At 59.9% G+C, this 16,663-nt stretch carries 17 protein-coding genes; 13 read left to right on the forward strand and 4 right to left on the reverse strand.

From position 1 onward, the window contains the following. On the forward strand, positions 1-658 hold a 658-nt coding region (locus AC13D8_RS14805; RefSeq protein ID WP_482969459.1), incomplete at its 5' end, for an MFS transporter. A 1,011-nt stretch (positions 659-1,669) separates the two neighbouring features. Here the strand turns inward: AC13D8_RS14805 and AC13D8_RS14810 are convergent. After that, a complete protein-coding gene (locus AC13D8_RS14810) occupies positions 1,670-2,968 on the reverse strand; it encodes an MFS transporter (protein ID WP_482969460.1) in 1,299 nt (432 codons plus the stop codon). A gap of 341 nt (positions 2,969-3,309) precedes the next feature. On the opposite strand from AC13D8_RS14810, the gene AC13D8_RS14815 reads away from it, so the two are divergent. Beyond that, positions 3,310-4,311 carry an IS481 family transposase gene (locus AC13D8_RS14815; RefSeq protein ID WP_482969461.1) on the forward strand — a complete coding sequence of 334 codons (1,002 nt, stop codon included), beginning with the start codon at positions 3,310-3,312 and terminating at the stop codon, positions 4,309-4,311. Between the two features lie 64 nt (positions 4,312-4,375). On the opposite strand, the gene AC13D8_RS14820 is transcribed toward AC13D8_RS14815, so the two are convergent. Then, positions 4,376-5,302 carry an SMP-30/gluconolactonase/LRE family protein gene (locus tag AC13D8_RS14820; protein WP_482969462.1) on the reverse strand — a complete coding sequence of 309 codons (927 nt, stop codon included), beginning with the start codon at positions 5,300-5,302 and terminating at the stop codon, positions 4,376-4,378. A gap of 2 nt (positions 5,303-5,304) precedes the next feature. Continuing rightward, positions 5,305-6,153, reverse strand: a complete 849-nt coding sequence (locus tag AC13D8_RS14825) for a GntR family transcriptional regulator (RefSeq protein ID WP_482969463.1) — start codon at positions 6,151-6,153, stop codon at positions 5,305-5,307. A gap of 310 nt (positions 6,154-6,463) precedes the next feature. On the opposite strand from AC13D8_RS14825, the gene AC13D8_RS14830 reads away from it, so the two are divergent. From AC13D8_RS14830 to AC13D8_RS14880, 11 genes are all read left to right on the forward strand, one after another. After that, a complete protein-coding gene (locus AC13D8_RS14830; RefSeq protein WP_482969464.1) occupies positions 6,464-7,630 on the forward strand; it encodes an acyclic terpene utilization AtuA family protein in 1,167 nt (388 codons plus the stop codon). A gap of 4 nt (positions 7,631-7,634) precedes the next feature. Beyond that, positions 7,635-7,946 (forward strand): DUF4387 domain-containing protein, encoded by a 312-nt coding sequence (locus AC13D8_RS14835; RefSeq protein WP_482969465.1) that lies wholly within the window; start codon positions 7,635-7,637, stop codon positions 7,944-7,946. A gap of 4 nt (positions 7,947-7,950) precedes the next feature. Further along, on the forward strand, positions 7,951-8,766 hold the full coding sequence (locus AC13D8_RS14840) for an ABC transporter permease (RefSeq protein WP_482969466.1): 816 nt from the start codon (positions 7,951-7,953) through the stop codon (positions 8,764-8,766). Continuing rightward, complete coding sequence (locus tag AC13D8_RS14845; RefSeq protein WP_482969467.1) at positions 8,763-9,518, forward strand: ABC transporter permease; 756 nt, start codon at positions 8,763-8,765, stop codon at positions 9,516-9,518. The genes AC13D8_RS14840 and AC13D8_RS14845 overlap by 4 nt, the downstream gene beginning before the upstream one ends. Positions 9,519-9,543: 25 nt before the next feature. Beyond that, positions 9,544-10,587 (forward strand): ABC transporter substrate-binding protein, encoded by a 1,044-nt coding sequence (locus AC13D8_RS14850; RefSeq protein ID WP_482969468.1) that lies wholly within the window; start codon positions 9,544-9,546, stop codon positions 10,585-10,587. Next, positions 10,584-11,357, forward strand: coding sequence for an ABC transporter ATP-binding protein (locus tag AC13D8_RS14855; protein ID WP_482969469.1), 774 nt, complete (start codon positions 10,584-10,586; stop codon positions 11,355-11,357). The genes AC13D8_RS14850 and AC13D8_RS14855 overlap by 4 nt, the downstream gene beginning before the upstream one ends. A gap of 11 nt (positions 11,358-11,368) precedes the next feature. Beyond that, the gene (locus tag AC13D8_RS14860; RefSeq protein ID WP_482969470.1) at positions 11,369-12,463 is read left to right on the forward strand and encodes an Ldh family oxidoreductase; all 1,095 of its coding nucleotides are present in this window, start codon (positions 11,369-11,371) and stop codon (positions 12,461-12,463) included. Beyond that, positions 12,463-13,224 carry an SDR family NAD(P)-dependent oxidoreductase gene (locus AC13D8_RS14865; RefSeq protein WP_482969471.1) on the forward strand — a complete coding sequence of 254 codons (762 nt, stop codon included), beginning with the start codon at positions 12,463-12,465 and terminating at the stop codon, positions 13,222-13,224. Before AC13D8_RS14860 ends, AC13D8_RS14865 begins: the two co-directional genes overlap by 1 nt. Before the next feature lie 55 nt (positions 13,225-13,279). Continuing rightward, the gene (locus AC13D8_RS14870; protein WP_482969472.1) at positions 13,280-13,582 is read left to right on the forward strand and encodes a putative quinol monooxygenase; all 303 of its coding nucleotides are present in this window, start codon (positions 13,280-13,282) and stop codon (positions 13,580-13,582) included. A 64-nt stretch (positions 13,583-13,646) separates the two neighbouring features. Continuing rightward, complete coding sequence (locus AC13D8_RS14875; RefSeq protein WP_482969473.1) at positions 13,647-13,970, forward strand: cupin domain-containing protein; 324 nt, start codon at positions 13,647-13,649, stop codon at positions 13,968-13,970. A 136-nt stretch (positions 13,971-14,106) separates the two neighbouring features. Further along, positions 14,107-15,183, forward strand: a complete 1,077-nt coding sequence (locus AC13D8_RS14880; protein WP_482969474.1) for an AbrB family transcriptional regulator — start codon at positions 14,107-14,109, stop codon at positions 15,181-15,183. A gap of 509 nt (positions 15,184-15,692) precedes the next feature. On the opposite strand, the gene AC13D8_RS14885 is transcribed toward AC13D8_RS14880, so the two are convergent. Beyond that, positions 15,693-16,580: a LysR substrate-binding domain-containing protein gene (locus tag AC13D8_RS14885; protein WP_482969475.1), complete on the reverse strand. Its 888-nt coding sequence runs from the start codon at positions 16,578-16,580 to the stop codon at positions 15,693-15,695. Between the last annotated feature and the right edge of the window lie 83 nt (positions 16,581-16,663).

Consider the following 16,663-nt stretch of genomic DNA (forward strand, 5'->3'; position numbering starts at 1 on the left):
CGCGGCCTTCGCCACGTTGGCCGCGGTCTATGGCGCACGGATCGGTTTGTCGCTTGGCGAGATTGCGCTTTTCGCCAGCATCCCGATTCTGGCGGGAGCAGCGAGTCAAATTCCTGTCGGGATTGTCTCTGACCGGCTGGATCGCAGAAAGGTGCTGGTTGCGGTTACGGTTCTTGCCATGCTGGCCGATGCACTGTTCTTGTTCACTGGCCTCACTCAAGCGCTGGCCGTGCTGGTCCTGTCGGCATTCTTTGGTGCGACGGTCTTTGCCATGTATCCGGTAATCGTCGCTCATGCGAGCGACCACGCAGAGCCAGGGTCGTTCATTCAGGTCAGCGGGGGTCTCCTACTCGTCTTCGGCATTGGATCCATCGTCGGCCCGACGGTTGCCGGCTTTGCGATGATGGCCTTCGGGGCCTCCTCGCTCTTCGCCGTGACCGGAATGGCACACATGCTCCTTCTCCTGTTTGCCCTTGTCAGGCTTCGGATCGCGCCTGCCGTGGCTGCTGTGGACAAGGTCGCCTTCCAGTCAAAGCCGCTCGCGCGATCCTCGACGCCCGAGACTGCCGCGCTCGCCGCAGGCGAAACGGAGACCGACGCGCATCCACCTCAAATGCCGAAGGCTGATCATGGCTCGATCACCAGTCGCAAAGAATAGCTCGGATCCTGACATGCATCGCTCCATCGCTTGGGAGTTGCCCAGAGGGCCTGCTGCCGGCCACGCACGGCGGCCCCATCTCTTGGGTTGGATGGAACAGGTACACGTTGACCAGGCTTTCCAGGAAGGTGGATGTACTGACGCTTGCGAAGATCAGTGGTCACGGGGATCTGCGCATTCTTTCGAATACTTACTGCCGTGAAACCGCGGGAGACATCGCCAAACGACTGGATGGCTGATCACAGCGAAATCTTACGTGCACGCCCTGGTTCACGACTCACCGCCTTCTTCTGCATGTCCTCTGGGTATCACGCCGCGTAGCGGACCAGGACGAGGGGGTGATCTCTGAGCCGAGATAACTGCTTGATGGTTTTGCGGAGTGCCAACTGGCCATTTGCTCCCGATTTCCCGGTTTCAAGGCCGCCTTGTCGGCCGGTCGGCGGATTCCGGACAGAGTCTGCCTCATGCCAGCAGTGTTGGATGTCACTGAGAACTGACCCAGCATTGTCACCGAGATCTGACCCGCCCGGTCGTTATGTTTGCTAATTCATGATGGCGTCATGGGGAGAGGATCGCGCCACGCCATCCCCGGTTGCAGGATGTCCTAAGTGGATGGGTGGTGGCTATGGTGGGGGCCCCGAGCATACGGCAGGGCACCGCGCGCATCCTTGGAGGGCCAGCGTATGGCGGCAGGGGCTGCCCGCTTGGTCGGGGCGGCGTGAGGAAGCGGGTCGGCGTGAGCGCCCCGCAGACGCGCGCTGACGTGCTCTGGGGACGATGACCCAAAATCGCGCCGCACGTGCTCAGCGGGCGATTCTCGTGCTCTATGGTGGTGCTCAGTGGCCACTTCACCCACAAGGCCCCGAAGTGATGACACTGCTTTCAGCCGGCGCATCAACTCTATGCCGCGGACGAAACAGATCGACGCGCGGTCTTTGGTGCGCGGGATAGATCAGCATGAACAGCCGCGCGGACCATACCCGCCCCAAACCCGGGCTGCCCGAGCAGGTCTTAGCAAGCACCCACCGAGGTATCGTCTGACTTCTCCGCCTCTGCCTGTTCCGCGGCCCAGGCAGCTGCGTCCTCAACCGCCACGACGGATGCCGTGGGCACGAGGTTCACATAGGCGTCGGTCTCCGATGCCGGGAGCGCTTCTCTCTGGCTCATGCGATAAAATGCATAGAGCGTGATCGTTGCGAACGTGCCGCCAAGCACGATCCAGAACGCGAACGGGCCGAGCGCATCCATCGCAAAGCCCATGCCGAGCGGGCCGACGATGGCCCCGAGCCCGAAGGTAAAGACGAGACCGCCCGAGATCGCCGGCATGTCCTCCGCGGGCACGTTGTCGTTGGTATAAGCCAGCAGCAGCGCGTAGAGCGGTGTGGTCGTGCCGCCGGCGAAGAAGGCCGCCCCCATCAGCGGCACCAGCGGATCGGGAAAGAGCCAGGCGGGCGGGCTCTGCGCCAGCCAGCCCAGCCCGCAGGACACCGCGCCGAGAAGCGCTGCGCCGCATATGACCTTGCGCCGATCGAGCCGATCAGACAGCCAGCCAATGGGCACCTGCAGCAGCAAGGCTCCGCCGAAGAGCATCGCCACGAAGAGCGCGATCTGGTTTGCACTCAGGCCGATCTCCGTGCCGAAAACCGCCCCCATGCCTGACTGGCTCGCATAGATGCTGCCCAGCAGGAAGATGCCGATCGTGCCCAGCGGCGAGGCGGTGAAGAGATCCTTGAGACCGCCGGGCTTGGCCAGCTGCACAGGGGGCGCGGGCTGAACCGAGAGCAGGATTGGCGCAAAAGAGATCGAAACCAGGATCGAGGCCCCGATGAAAAGCGCCGCGTTGGCCGCGTCACCGAGTGTGAGCAGGCCCTGGGCCCCGATGATGCCCAGCGTCTGGGCGATCATGTAGACGGAGAGCATCTTGCCGCGGTTCTCGTTGGTCGTTGCATTGTTGAGCCAGCTTTCTGCCACGACGTAGATGCCCGACATGCAAAACCCGATGATGATGCGCAGCACGGTCCAGGACCACGGCTCTGCCCAGAGCGTGAAAGCAATGAGGGCCGCGGACATGAAGCTGCCGAGCGCAGCGAAGACCCGCACATGTCCCACGCGTTGGATCAGCACAGGGGTGAACCGCGCGCCCGACAAAAAACCCAGGAAGTAGCCCGAGGTCACGATCGACAGCTCGGCAGCGGAGAACCCCTCGATGCCGCCGCGCAGGCCCATCAGGGTGAAATGCATGCCGTTTCCAAGCATGATGAACACGATCCCCAAGAGGAGCGCCCAAACGGTGGCAAGCATGGTTGTCATCGCATTGCTCCTCGAAAACGCGTTTGGCCCGTGAGCCCGGTTGATCCATAGCAGAAAGATGCTGCAGGTGCATTACTGTCATGCCAATGGTGCCCTCGTTTGCGGCACTGCCCGAATGCTCATCAAGCGAGTTCAATTGACCGACCGCCGCGGCGACGGAAGCGGTGGTAGTTGACCTCGGCATGTCACGATCGTTGCCGCTCTCGGGCCATACAGAGAAATCAGAGCGGTTTGTTTATCGGGCCGGGACAGAACGATTTCGAATGCATCCACTGAACGCCTAGGTGTTCAATCCCACGGTTTGATGGTGTGATCCTTTCGCAGGAATGGAAGGAAGCACTATGGGACAAGTTCGTCATGGCAGCGCCACGACCACGCACGCCGTCAGAGCTGCAATACAGCGATCGCAGGCTTCGCTCTCGGAGTTGAGCCGGGATTTGGGGATCAACCCCAAGACGGTTGCGAAATGGCGCAAGCGCCAGACGGTTGAGGATCAGAAGACCGGCCCGAGAACTCCGCGCTCTACCGTTCTCAGTGAGCAAGAGGAGGCCATGATCGTTGCCTTCCGGCGGCACACGCTGCTGCCGCTGGATAACTGTCTTTATGCCCTCCAGCCCTCAATCCCGAACTTGACGCGGTCTTCTCTGCATCGCTGTCTGCAGCGCCATGGCATATCACGCCTGCCGGACGTGGCCGGTGACAAGCCGAAACGGCAGAAGTTCAAGCGCTACCCGATCGGCTTTTTCCACATCGACATCGCCGAGGTGCAGACCGCCGAGGGCAAGCTCTATCTCTTCGTCGGCATTGACCGCACAAGCAAGTTCGCAGTGACCCAATTCGTCGAGAAGGCCGACAGGCGCACCGCATGGGAGTTCTTGCAGCACATGCTCGAGGCCGTGCCCTACCAGGTCCACACGATCCTGACCGACAACGGCATCCAGTTCGCCGAGCAACCGCGCAACAGGAATACAGCCTATTCACGGCCGATGCGCTTCGACATGATCTGCGAGGCGAACAGGATCGAACACCGGTTAACCAAACCCAACCACCCGTGGACCAACGGCCAGGTCGAGCGGATGAATCGGACGATCAAGGAAGGTGAGGCGGAGCAGAAAACGATCCGGGGGATCGTTTTCCCGCTGAACGTCAAGCGTTTCCACTACGACAGTCACGATCAACTGCGCACACACCTCACAGACTTCATGGCAGCCTACAATTTTGCCCGGCGTCTCAAGACCCTCGGTGGCCTGACGCCATACGAATACATCTGCAAGGTCTGGACCTCAGAGCCGGATCGTTTCATCCTCGATCCGATCCACCAAATGCCGGGACTGAACACCTAGCGGACTGCCCGGACATGCGTCATGTGTCGATGTGCAGGACACCTGTGTCTCCTAGGCGATGTCTTTAGACATCCACGTGATGAGAATACATCGGCTGGCCAGACGTCGCCAGTCGCGCACGCAATATGCAACCTGTCTCGGATTCCGTAATGTAAAGATCCCGGTTTCGGTCTCCGCCGTATGCGATGTTGGTCGTCGAAAGTCCTTTGCAGGACTGTACCCTGTATACAGGCTCGCCGAGACGATCCAAGATCCAGACGACCCCAAGACCACAATGCGCGATCGCTAGGCCACCCTCGGTATTCATGGCAAGCCCGTCCGGCCCCGCAAGGCCACCGGATAGGTTGACGAACGCGGCGACTTTCGAGGTCGTACCGTCCGCGTGCAAGGGCAGTCTCCAGACCTGGTTGGCCCGTGTGACCGCAACAAAGAGTGCGCTTTCGTCCGGCGTCAGCACAAGACCGTTCGGGCTTGGCACATTGTCGATCAGAAGATCGATCTGGCCATCATTTCGCAAGCGATACACCCGTCCGCTGGGGTCCTGCAGCCCCGTTTGGCCCTGGTCCGTGAAGTAGAGATCGCCATTACATGCGAAAACTAGGTCGTTGACCCCTTTAAGCCCCTCGCGGCGAATTTTCTGGATGACGGGCCGGATCGACCCGGTTTCGGGATCGAAATGCATGATCCCGAGCCTGTGGTCGGCGATAAAGATGCGGCCGTCCTTGTGGATTTTCAGGCCGTTCGGCCAACCATCATACTCCACTGCGACCGACCATGTGCCCTTCGGCGAGACCTTCAATATTCTGCCGTAGGGAATATCCACGACATAGAGGTTTCCATGGATGTCGAAGGATGGTCCTTCGAGGAAAGAATGTAGCCTTGATGAACCTTTACCGAACCGCCACCCCGAATCCCGGTCCGTAATCCTGAGTTCATCGGGAAGACACGCGAATACTTCCGTTTCCACAATTTCGGGCGCTTTGTAGAACAAGTTTACCCCTCCCTTTTCTTTGCCTCTTCAATCGGAATGACCGTCTTCGCCAGACCTGAGCTCTTACCCAGGAAATACTCGGTTCGAATGTCACCGGGAAACAGTGACTTTCCGCACATAAGGATGCGGCCCGCATCATTGATGTGCCAGTTGTCACGAACGATCAGAGCGCTACCAACCGCTGTCGATAACTGCACCGCGAATTCCTCGGTTGCGATGATCGCCGAAACGAGAACCCGGATCGTGGGAATCTGTTGTTCCACGATTTGACTGACGAACTTGTGCGCTGACAGGGAGAGCATCATGTCGCCGGTGATATGGCGGCCAATGTCCGGGTGGATGTATCTCAGCTCTAGGCAGACCGGACGCCCATCGATCACCCGCAGACGATCGAGGAAAAACACGTCCGTCCCGTCCTCGACTCCAAGGTCCCGCGCGACTTCCGCAGGAGCGGCGACGAGTTTGAGTGACGGGTTGCGATAGGTGACGCTCTTACCCTCCATCGCCACCTGCTCTTCGAATGACAGGCACTCGCGAGTGTCGATCGGAAACTTGTCTAGACGGGACTTAGCAACAAAGCTTCCCCGACCGATCTCGCGGATGATGGCGCCCTCGAAGACGAGCTCCGAGAGGGCATGACGGACCGTGGACCGGGTCGTGTTGAAGCGGCGGCACAGCTCGCTTTCCGATGGCAGCCGATCACCGGGTTTGTACTGGCCGGAAGCGATTTTTCCCTTAATTTCAGCCTTGATCCTTGAGTACAGCGGCGAATTTTCTGCGGTGGCATCTTCCTTGCGGCCAGTCATGTGCTCTCCGGCCTTCGCCGTCTTCTTTCTGGTCGGGATTGACATGTGGTTGTTTACACCTTTAGCTTGACATGTATAGTCAAATTATTGCGCGGAAGACGTGCTTGTGGCAAGTGCTAAGTCAGAGAATCGGTTTTGCCGACGAGGGGAGGAGAAACACTTGAACGAATTCCGAATGCTTTCGACCAGTGGCATCCTAGGCTACGGATTCCCCAAAGCCTCTCTCGATGCGGGACTCGCGCGCAAGCCTCATGTCATTGGGGTCGATGGCGGGTCGGTTGATCCAGGTCCGCATTACTTGGGGTCAGGCAAGCCGTTTTGTTCTCCTGACGCAATTCGGCGCGACCTGCGTCTGATGCTCAATGCCGCCATTTCAGCCGGGGCGAAACTCGTCATTGGCACGTGTGGCGGTGCGGGCGGGGCACCGCACCTCGAGCTTGTCGCTGGGATAGCCCGCGAGATCGCCGAAGAGGACGGGCTCGCCTTCAAACTGGCGATCATCCAGTCCGAGCAGCCGTCCGAGAGCATTCTGCGGCACGTCGGCAGTGGGAGGATTTCCGCGCTGGGCGGTGTGCCAGATCTTTCGGAAGACGTGGTGACAAGGGCGGCCCGGATTGTTGGAATGATGGGGCCCGAGCCGATCATGAAGGCGCTCGATGACGGGGCGCAGGTGGTCCTCGCGGGGCGGGCGAGCGATCCGGCACCTTGGGCCGCCTGTGCAATCAATGCCGGGTTTCCTCCAGCCCCAAGCTGGTATGCTGGGAAGATGCTGGAGTGCGGAGCGACGCCGGCGGTTCCGAAGGGGCACGACTGCATCCTCGTGACGGTTCGGGAAGATGGCGTCGAGTGCGAGCCTACCAACCCTGCCCGCCGCTGCACGCCTCTTTCGATCGCGAACCACAGCCTTCACGAGAACGCTAGTCCCATCCTTCACCTGGAGCCGGGAGGGCTGCTGGATACCTCCGCCTGCACTTTCGACGCGATCTCGGATCGTGCCGTTGTGGTACGTGGAATGACCTGGACGCCGCGAGACTACACCGTCAAGCTGGAGGCGGCTGAACAGGTCGGTTACCGCGCATTTACGGTTTGCGGTACCCGGGATCCCGGTCTCATCGGGATCATCGACACATTTCTCGAAACGGTACGCCAGAACACTGCGGACAAATCCGCCGATCTCGGAATTTCACCGAGGGATTACGTGCTCTCGATCAGGGTCTACGGCGCGAACGGGGTCATGGGCGCACGGGAGCCCAAACGGAATTCGGTCGGGCACGAGCTCGGTTTCCTCGTGGATGTGGTCGCGAGCGAGCAAAGCGTTGCGAACGCTGTCCTGGCCTTGGCGCGCACGCAGATGCTTCATACTGATTTCGAGGGCCGCCTGTGCCGCGAAGGCAACATGGCGTTCCCTTTCTCGCCCTCCGACCAGGAGGGCGGTGCCGTCTATCGGTTTTCGATGCACCACACGCTGAGTCTCGATGACCCCTGCGAGATTTTCCCTGTCGAATACGAAATGGTGGGATGAGAGCATGGCATTGATCCGCGATCTCGCGAAGGTCTGCAAAAGCAAAAACGCGGGCCCTTTCGAACTCACTCTTGACGTGGTTTTTGATGATCCGGACCTCTACCGGAGGGTGAAGGCCGCGGGGGTTCTCAGCGCTGAGCTCTTTGCCGAGCTGTATTCCGTGAGTCCCAACGCAGTGCAATTCACCGCATATGACGCCGGACTGGCCTTCAAGGCGACACTTCCGAGGTTAGTGTCCGCCGGAGACATCGGTGACACCGACGTCTACGGCGCCCAGCAGCATGCGCCTCTTCTCGACGTTGATATACCGGTCTGAACACATGGAAAATGCACGCACTGGGCCAATCAAGATACGGCAACGTTCTTTCGGGGTGACTGAATTCCTGTCTGGGAACAAGGTACTCGGGCTCTTTTCCGTCCTAATCGGCCTGACGGCGTGGGAGCTGACAGCGTCGCGGTTTCACGAAATGGTCCTGCCACCGCCGAGCGACGTGCTGGCAAGGTTCTTTGACCTCGACTTCCTGTCAAATCTGCTGCCCAGCCTCGCGAATTCGCTCATGGCGTTTGCGGTCGGGTTCGGACTGGCGCTTCTGGTCGCAATCCCGCTCGGCATCGTGCTTGGAAGATCGCAATTGCTGTATAGGATGTTCGATCCGCTCATCAGTGCGATCTATGCTATCCCTCCGGTCGCATTCGTGCCGTTTCTGATCATCTGGTTTGGCCTCTTCTTCGAAGGCCGTGTAGCCCTGATCTTCATGATGTGTGTTTTCGATATTCTTGTGGTGATCGTGGCGGGCGCACGCGATGTTAGCCACAAGCTCGTCGATGTAGGGCGCTCGTTCGGGGCCAGCAGAACTCAGATACTCAGGCTCGTGGTATTTCCCGCGATCTCTCCATTTCTAATTGCAAGTCTGCGTGTGGGATCAGCTCGCGCGATCAATGGAATGATCACGGCAGAGCTGTTCTTTGCAGCCGTAAATCTCGGCATGGTAATGAAGCGATCAGCGCAGGCCTTTGATACCGCGTCGGCGATGGCAGTGGTCGTGACCATCTGCATCGTAGGGCTGCTGGCGCAAACCGTCATCCATTGGCTCGAAAATCACCTCCTGCGCTGGCAGCCGCGGAGATCGTCATGACGCGCTTGCGCCGCTTGTTCCTCCCGCTCGTAGGCTTCGCGATCTTCATCGTGATCTGGGAGATCGCGGGGCAGATCCTCGGCAACGCTCTTCTGGCCCCGCCGTCCTCGGTCGCGCGGACATATGTCGGCCTGCTGATCGAAGGCACGATGCTCGCGGAGCTTTTCACCTCCCTGCGCCAGATGATGATCGGCTTCGTTCTGGCCTGTCTCATAGGTATGCCCGTTGGCGTTGCCATGGGCCGCTCGAGAGTGTCGGACGCCATGTTCCGACCCTGGGTGAGCATGTTCGTCGTGACTTCGACGGCCGCATTGATCCCGGTTCTCATCCTGCTTCTGGGAACCGGTTTGGCATTGCGCAGCAGTGTCGTGTTCCTGGCGGCGGTCTGGTACATCATCCTGACGACATACAATGGTGCAAAGGGCGTCAGCCCGAGCCTGATCGCGACCGCGCGCTCGTTTTCAGCAAGCGGGGTCCAGATATTCTGGAAGATCATCCTGCCATCCATCTATCCCTACCTAATCACCGGTGCCCGCATCGGGCTGGTTCACGCGATCCGTGCGATGGTAATGGCGGAGATGTTCGTCATCGTCGGCTATGGTGGATTGATCAATCGCACCGGGCTGGATGTCGATACGGCTGCCCTGCTGAGCCTTTTGCTGACCCTGATGATCGTAAGTCTGCTCGCCAACTGGACGCTGTTCCAGGCGGGAAGGCTGCTCGCGCCCTGGTACGAGCAGCGAAGTAGTTGAACCAAGGCAACTGAGGGAGAAGGAAATGACCGAACTGACAAGACGTCGCGCTCTGCAACTGATGGGCGCAGCCGGGGGGAGCGGTTTGCTGATGCACGGGGCGGGGCCCCTGGCGGCGCAACAAGGGCGCGCCCTGCAGGCCAATATCCTGGGCTTCACGCTGGGGATTCACGTCCCCGCGATCGTCGCCCTCAACGAGGGGATGGAGGAGCTTGGCTACAGCGCCTCGGACATGGTGCGGCTCGAATCGATGCAGGCCGTGACGCAAGGCATCATCGCCGGTTCTTCCGAAGTCGGCGAAGGGGATGTTGTGTCGGCACTTACCGCTTCCGAAGCGGGCGCCGACATCCGACTGACCGGGCTTGTCTACAACAACACGAGCCAGGTCCTCGTGGTGAACCGCGACATCATCCAGTCCTTCGAGGACTTCAAGAAGCCGGAAGCCACGATCGCGATCAATTCGCGGGGTGACTTCATCTACATCATGCTGAGCGGTGTGTTCGATCAGAACGGGATCGACATCGAGCAGGATACGACCCTCGTCGAGGTCGGTGGGTCCGGCTCCCGGATGCGCGCTCTGCTCGCCGGGCGGGTCGCGGCGGTCCCGGTGCATTTCGACCAGGCGGTCAAGATTGCCCAAGAAGGCAATTTCGAGGTCATGGTCGAGCCCGGAAAGATCTTCGATCCGTGGCTGTCGGAAGCATGGCTCGTCAACGGTTCGTGGCTCGATAACGACGAGAACCAGCGCATCCTCGTTGATCTTCAAAAGGCGACGATCACCTCGTTCCGCCGCGCGAATGCGGACCTCGGCTACTACGCTGACGGCTACCGCAAGTACGCAACCGTTAAGGGGGCGCAGGAGGCCAAGGACGAAGACCTCGAATGGGCATGGTCGCAGTTGTCGAGTGAGATCAAGGCATGGCCGAACGACGGCGGCTTCAGAAGGGAATATTTCGAGCGCCTGATCCCGGTCTACGAAAAGGCCGACGCGCTGCAGGGAGCGCTCAACCTCGACACCGCGGTCGACACGAGTTTCGTCGAAACCGCACTGAAAGAACTTGACTCGTGACGAAGACGAAACTGTCGATTCGAGACGTATCCAAGGCATACCGGCGGGACGGAGACGTCCTGCCGGTGCTGGAAGCATTCAGCCTCGATGTGCCGGATCTCGAGTTTCTTGTGCTCCTCGGACCGTCAGGTTGCGGCAAATCCACGTTACTGCGGATTGTAGACGGCATCGAGGACGCCGATAGCGGGCAGATCATCCTGGACGACAAGGACGTGACCGGCAGGACCGGCGACGGCCGTGGCATGGTCTTTCAAGGTTTCGAACTCTTACCGTGGCGGACTACACTCGACAACGTGGCTTTCGGTCTTGAGGTCACCGGAATGAACAAGACAGAGCGCTACGAAATTGCGCGGGAGTGTATCAATCTCGTTGATCTGTCTTCGTTCGAGACCGCCTATCCGCACGAGTTGTCGGGCGGCATGCAGCAGCGCGTTGGCATCGCGCGTGCTCTGGCGATCAACCCCAGCATCCTTTTGATGGACGAACCTTACGGGGCGCTGGACGTGCAGACACGTGACCTGCTTCAGGACGAGTTGCTCAGCATCTGGGAACGCGAGCGCAAGACGGTGATATTCGTGACGCACTCGATCGAGGAGGCGATCTATCTTGCCGACCGGATCGTCGTGATGTCGCCTAGGCCCGGACGCATCCAGATGATACAGGACGTACCGTTCGAACGGCCGCGGAGAGAGGAGATGAAGACATCTCCGGAATTTCTCGAGCTGAGGCGCGAGATATGGCAAACCTTGAAGGAAGGAATAACGGTTTGAGCGGCGACGCCATGAAACGGTATGATCCGTCACTGCGGTATATCTCGGCGAAGGCGCTGCTTGAATTCGTGTCCGCCCTGTTTGAACATGCTGGGCTTTCGGGCTCGAATGCGTCGATCGTGGCGAACAATCTGGTCTGTGCGAACCTTCGCGGGAACGACACGCACGGTGTTTTTCGAGCCCCGACCTACCTGGAACGCGTCCGCGCAGGTTTGTCAGTGGCGAATCCCGAGATAAGCGTTAGGAAAACGGCCTTCGCCGCCGCACAGGTGGACGGCGGCAACGGCATGGGGGCCGTGGTAGGGACCCGCGCCATGCAGGAAGCGATCGCGATTGCCGAGCAAAGCGGCACCGCGCTCGTTTCGGTGAAGAATTCCAGCCATTACGGAATGGCAGCCTACTACGTGCTCCAAGCACTTGAACGCGACATGATCGCGATGGCCTTCACTAATTCGTCGCCGGCCTTCCCCCCGTGGGGCGGGCGCCGACCGTTTTTCGGAACAAGCCCACTCGCGGTGGCGGTTCCCTCAGGCGACGCTCCTCCATATGTGCTCGACATGGCGATGAGCGTCCTGGCCCGGGGCAATGTCTATATCGCCGCACAGTCGGGCACCCCGATCCCGGCGGGACTGGCCCTCGACTTGGAGGGGCGCCCAACCACAGATCCAAAGGCACTGATCGATGGCGGCACGATGCTACCTTTCGGTGGCGTCAAAGGCGCAGCATTGTCGATGTTGATGGATATTTTTGGCGGTGTCCTGTCAGGAGCGGAATTCGGCGGAAGGGTCGGGAATCCTCATATGGATTTCGACCGACCCCAGAATGTCGGACACCTGTTCTTTTGTTTCCGTCCGGACCTCTTCATGCCGATGAATGAATTCAAGAAGCGGATGGATGAGCTTGTGCTTCGGGTTAAGCAACAGCCTTTGGCAGACGGATTCGATGAGATTCTAATCCCTGGCGAACGCGAATCACGCTCAACGCGGCACCGCGAGGCGGCGGGAATTCCGCTGACCGCCGATGTCGTCGAGAAACTCGACAGGGAAGCCGGTGTCGCGGGGTTGGATCGGCTCGAGACGAGGTCTCGGCCACTGACAGCAGTCTGATGGGTGAGGCAAGGAGATCGGCTATCATCACCGGTGCCGGTAACGGCCTCGGGCGCGCCATGGCCCAAAGGATCGCCAATCCGGATGTCGAGCTTATTCTCGTGGATGTCGATGGTGAAGCCCTGCGCGAGACCGGGGCAATCTGCGGTGACCTCTGTTCCGTCACGCTTTTCGAGACGGATGTCAGGGACGAGCTGCGCACGGACGCGCTCTTCGATGCGATGGACGCGCGCCTGGGCAGACTCGACATCCTCGTCAATAATGCTGCGCTGATCGCAGACACACCCGTCGGCGATACAGGGATCGAGGCTTGGCGCAGTCTGCTCGACACGAACCTTACCGCGCCGTTTTTCTGGTCTCAGCGGGCAGCGCAACTTATGAAGCGAGAGCGGTTCGGACGGATCATAAACATCTCGTCGCACGCTGCGCACATGGGCACCACGGGACGCAGCGCCTATGCGGCCTCCAAGGCGGGGCTGGAGGCACTGACCCGCACCATGGCGGTTGAACTGGCGCGCGACGGAATCACGGTCAACGCGGTCGCACCTGGCGCGATAGAAACTGAAAGATCACGCTCAGGGCACAGCGCGCAGCGTCGAAGCGCGTGGGAGAAGGCTATTCCGATGAAACGCTACGGCACCCCTGAGAATGTCTCGGAGATTGTTGCGCTTCTGTGCAGCGAGAAAGCGGGCTACGTCACCGGGGAAACGATACGTGTTGACGGCGGCTTCTGCGTGTCTGGGCTGATGCTGGATCGATGAAGCATCGTGTCTATTCGAGGATGACCGCTCGAGACCTTTATCGGGAGTGAAGAGTATGCTTGTCGTCACCGTCCTGTTTCGTCTCAAATCAACGGAATATGATCGATTTGTTCAGGAGGTGCGCGAGAATGCGCGGCTGTCGCTCGAGCGGGAGCATGGATGCTTCAGGTTCGAGGTGTCCTGTGCCCCAGAACGAAACGAGGTTTTTCTCTATGAGATTTACGCCGACGCGGCCGCCTTCGATGCGCACAAGAAAATGCCGCACTACCTTCATTTCTCGGCGATCACCGCGCCTTGGATCGAGGAGAAGACCGTCCGCCGTTTTTACATGAGAAAGGATAACAAGGATGGGCAATAGCGCTGTTAGAAGACACGCCGAGAGGCCGCGCCATGAAAGAGGAGGGGGCGCCTGGTCAGTCCAGATGATCATGCCCGAAACCGGCGCGCGCGGGCTCATTAACGGCTTTACGACGATTCCGCCCAATGGTGCCATCCCGCTCCACTACCATAATTGCGAAGAAAGCGTGCTGATCGTCTCGGGCCGCGCGATCGCCGAAATTGGCGGGAATGATTTCGACGTCGACACTTCGGACGTGGTCTGGATCGAAGCGGGTATTCCTCACAGGTTTCTCAACCCATCGACCGACACGCCGCTCCGGATTTTCTGGACATACGCTTCCGTCGACGCATCGCGAACAATCGTGGCGACAGGCGAAGAGCACCGCGTTGTCTCCGAACGTGAATGAACTTTGCGCCCTGGACCGAATGTCACTTCGGACCGGGCGCTGATCGACGAGGGACCTCCGTTCGCTGCGGTGACGTAAGGATTACTTACCGCGCCCTGGGTCACTTCGCAGGATAGCCAGCCAAGGTTCGACAACGATGAAACTACCCTTATCGCGAAGGCATGTCCTTCATCTCGCCGCGATTTATTCTGGAGCACTTGTGTTCGGGATAATCGCGCACTGGATGCGATTTCCGCTTCCCTGGATGATCGGGGCGATGGTGTTCGCCGCGACCGTGCGCATAGCCGACCGACCCCTGCAGGTGCCGGGTCAGACTCGCCAGATTGGCCAGGTTCTCGTGGCTACCTCCGTGGGTCTATCCTTTACCCCGGACGCGGTCGGCGCCATGGGCGCGTTACTGATCCCGATGATTGGCTCGGCGATCCTAACGATCGTTATCGGCTTCGTCGTGGCGGCCTTCCTGATGCGCATCACCCGTACGGACGTCATCACGGCCGTTCTGTCCTCCATTCCGATAGGCCCGGTCGAGAGCGCCGCCCTCGCGGTCCGGCACAAGGTACTCCCCGGCCCGATCGTCTTTGCCCAGACGCTGAGAATTGTACTTCTGGTAATCCTGATCCCGCCTGCCATCGTCGCTTTGGACGGGTCCGTCAAGGATCCTGTCGCGGCGCTCAGCCGCATGGACTGGACCCCGTTGGGCGCAACGCTGCTGGCTATCGCCGGCGTTGCGGGCGCACTGGCCGCCCGGTTAGTCCGGCTCGCCAATCCTTTTTTCGTGGGTTCTCTGGGCGGGGCTGCGCTGGCTGCCGCGTTCAGCTTTCCAATCACCGCTTACCCTTATCCGGTGCTTGTTCTTGCGCAGGTATTCCTGGGGGTCTGGCTCGGCGCGGTATTCGACCGCGAACTGTTTCGCCGTGCCCGTGGGTTTATCCCGGGCTCATTCTCGGCATCCTTGCTGCTCGTTACGCTCTGCGTTGGTATGGGGCTCGGCCTGACATGGATAACCGGCGAGACTTGGCAGGTCATGCTACTGTCTACGGCACCGGGAAGCGTGACCGAAATGGCGCTGACCGCAAAGATTCTTGAGGACGGACTGGCGGTGGTTACAGCGTTTCACGTTGTCCGCATTTTCATCATCCTGCCGCTATCGAGCTCCATCATCAGCGTGACGGCGCGTTTGGCGAAACGCGCAGGTTTGCGAACCGGGAAATGATCTGATTCCCGCAAACCGGACTACTCCATGGGGGCAGTCCACGATCACCTCCCGCGCTCGGCTACCGGCAAGCTCTACAAACGCAATCTGCGCGACAGCTTTTGGCAGCACACGACGAGCTGAGAGGAAGCACGTCATTCTCAGCCATTCGTGAGCCGGGGTTTTGCAGCCGCACGAGCAATCTGCCAATGCCTCCAGTCTCGGTTGCAAGATGTCCTAGGTGGGTGGGCTGTGGCCTTGGCGGGGTCTTCGGACATGCGGCGTGTAGTCCGGCGCATCCTTGGAGGGCCAGCATATTGCAGCGTGCAAAGTCGCTCGCGTTGGATTCGTCGACATGGACCGGGCAAGGCTCCGTGTGCGCGCCACCGGCGCGCGCAATGCAGTTGCTGCGGCGGTAAGGGCGGAAAACCCGCCAAGCGCACTCTGCGGGCGAGTGTCGGCCTCAGTGAGGGGGCATGCCCGCACACTCAATGGACCCGTGCAGCTGCACCAGCGCATAGTCATCGGTTTCAGCTAGAAGAGCTCGAACTCGCGCTCCGCTGGGCTTGGGCGATCTGCTGATTGCCGCTCACCCGGGTCATCCAGTCGTGGAATTGCCGCGCGGCAGGCGATAGCTCGGTTTCTCGCGGCACGATCAGGTGATAGGCGAAACCCGTATCGAAGACTTGGCCGAACGGATCTACCAGGTCCCCGCGCGAAAGCTCGCCTTGCACAAGCCACGAAGCAAAGAGCGATACGCCCAATCCGTTAATCGTGGAACTTAGCTGAAAATGTCGGTCCTCCAACATCATCTGCGATTGCGATGCTGGCAGGTGCAGGCCGTTGGCACCAAACCATTCCTCCCACATCCGTGTGTCATCGACATGCAGCAGCACGCAATGCGCGAGGTCAGCGGGGGTACGGATCGGGTGTGCTGCGAGGTAATCCGGGCTGCATACCACCACGAGCTTCTCTGGCCACAGGCGCGTCACCTCGAAATCCGGCCAGTTGCCGCGCCCCCATTGTACGCCCAGATCGGCAAAGGCCTCGGGGCTGGCCATATGGGCATAGCTGTTGTTGTGGTTCTGGATCGCGAGCTGCATCTCGGGGCAGTTTTCAAGCAGCAGGCCCAGCCGAGACGACAACCAGCGACTTGCGAACATCGGCAGCAGTGCCACTCGCACCGTCCCAGCGCGGTTGGCCACCTGTTCCAGCCCGCTGCCGATTGCCCCCAACCCCCGCGCCACGTGCCGTGCGAGCGTGTCGCCCGCCTCTGTCAGGTGCAGTCCTGTGGCTGTCCGCCGAAACAGCGGCGTACCAAGTTCGGTTTCCAATTTTTTAATATGATAGCTGACAGAGCTCTGGCTCGTATTCAGGATCTGCGCCGCGCGGGTCACGTTCAGCGTTTCGCAAACCATGCTAAATACCTGTATAGATTTTATATTTCTGATTATCTGCGGCACGGGCGCTGTCCTTTTCGCCGATTGCCTGAAATGATAGC

Source organism: Roseovarius sp. B-10 (assembly GCF_056859295.1).

Excerpts from the sequence above, each read along its gene's own strand:
- AC13D8_RS14810 (WP_482969460.1), bottom strand. The coding sequence starts at position 2,968 with ATGACAACCATGCTTGCCACCGTTTGGGCGCTCCTCTTGGGGATCGTG.
- AC13D8_RS14815 (WP_482969461.1), top strand. The coding sequence starts at position 3,310 with ATGGGACAAGTTCGTCATGGCAGCGCCACGACCACGCACGCCGTCAGA.
- AC13D8_RS14825 (WP_482969463.1), bottom strand. The coding sequence starts at position 6,153 with ATGTCAATCCCGACCAGAAAGAAGACGGCGAAGGCCGGAGAGCACATG.
- AC13D8_RS14830 (WP_482969464.1), top strand. The coding sequence starts at position 6,464 with ATGCTCAATGCCGCCATTTCAGCCGGGGCGAAACTCGTCATTGGCACG.
- AC13D8_RS14835 (WP_482969465.1), top strand. The coding sequence starts at position 7,635 with ATGGCATTGATCCGCGATCTCGCGAAGGTCTGCAAAAGCAAAAACGCG.
- AC13D8_RS14840 (WP_482969466.1), top strand. The coding sequence starts at position 7,951 with ATGGAAAATGCACGCACTGGGCCAATCAAGATACGGCAACGTTCTTTC.
- AC13D8_RS14845 (WP_482969467.1), top strand. The coding sequence starts at position 8,763 with ATGACGCGCTTGCGCCGCTTGTTCCTCCCGCTCGTAGGCTTCGCGATC.
- AC13D8_RS14850 (WP_482969468.1), top strand. The coding sequence starts at position 9,544 with ATGACCGAACTGACAAGACGTCGCGCTCTGCAACTGATGGGCGCAGCC.
- AC13D8_RS14860 (WP_482969470.1), top strand. The coding sequence starts at position 11,369 with ATGAAACGGTATGATCCGTCACTGCGGTATATCTCGGCGAAGGCGCTG.
- AC13D8_RS14865 (WP_482969471.1), top strand. The coding sequence starts at position 12,463 with ATGGGTGAGGCAAGGAGATCGGCTATCATCACCGGTGCCGGTAACGGC.
- AC13D8_RS14870 (WP_482969472.1), top strand. The coding sequence starts at position 13,280 with ATGCTTGTCGTCACCGTCCTGTTTCGTCTCAAATCAACGGAATATGAT.
- AC13D8_RS14875 (WP_482969473.1), top strand. The coding sequence starts at position 13,647 with ATGATCATGCCCGAAACCGGCGCGCGCGGGCTCATTAACGGCTTTACG.
- AC13D8_RS14880 (WP_482969474.1), top strand. The coding sequence starts at position 14,107 with ATGAAACTACCCTTATCGCGAAGGCATGTCCTTCATCTCGCCGCGATT.
- AC13D8_RS14885 (WP_482969475.1), bottom strand. The coding sequence starts at position 16,580 with ATGGTTTGCGAAACGCTGAACGTGACCCGCGCGGCGCAGATCCTGAAT.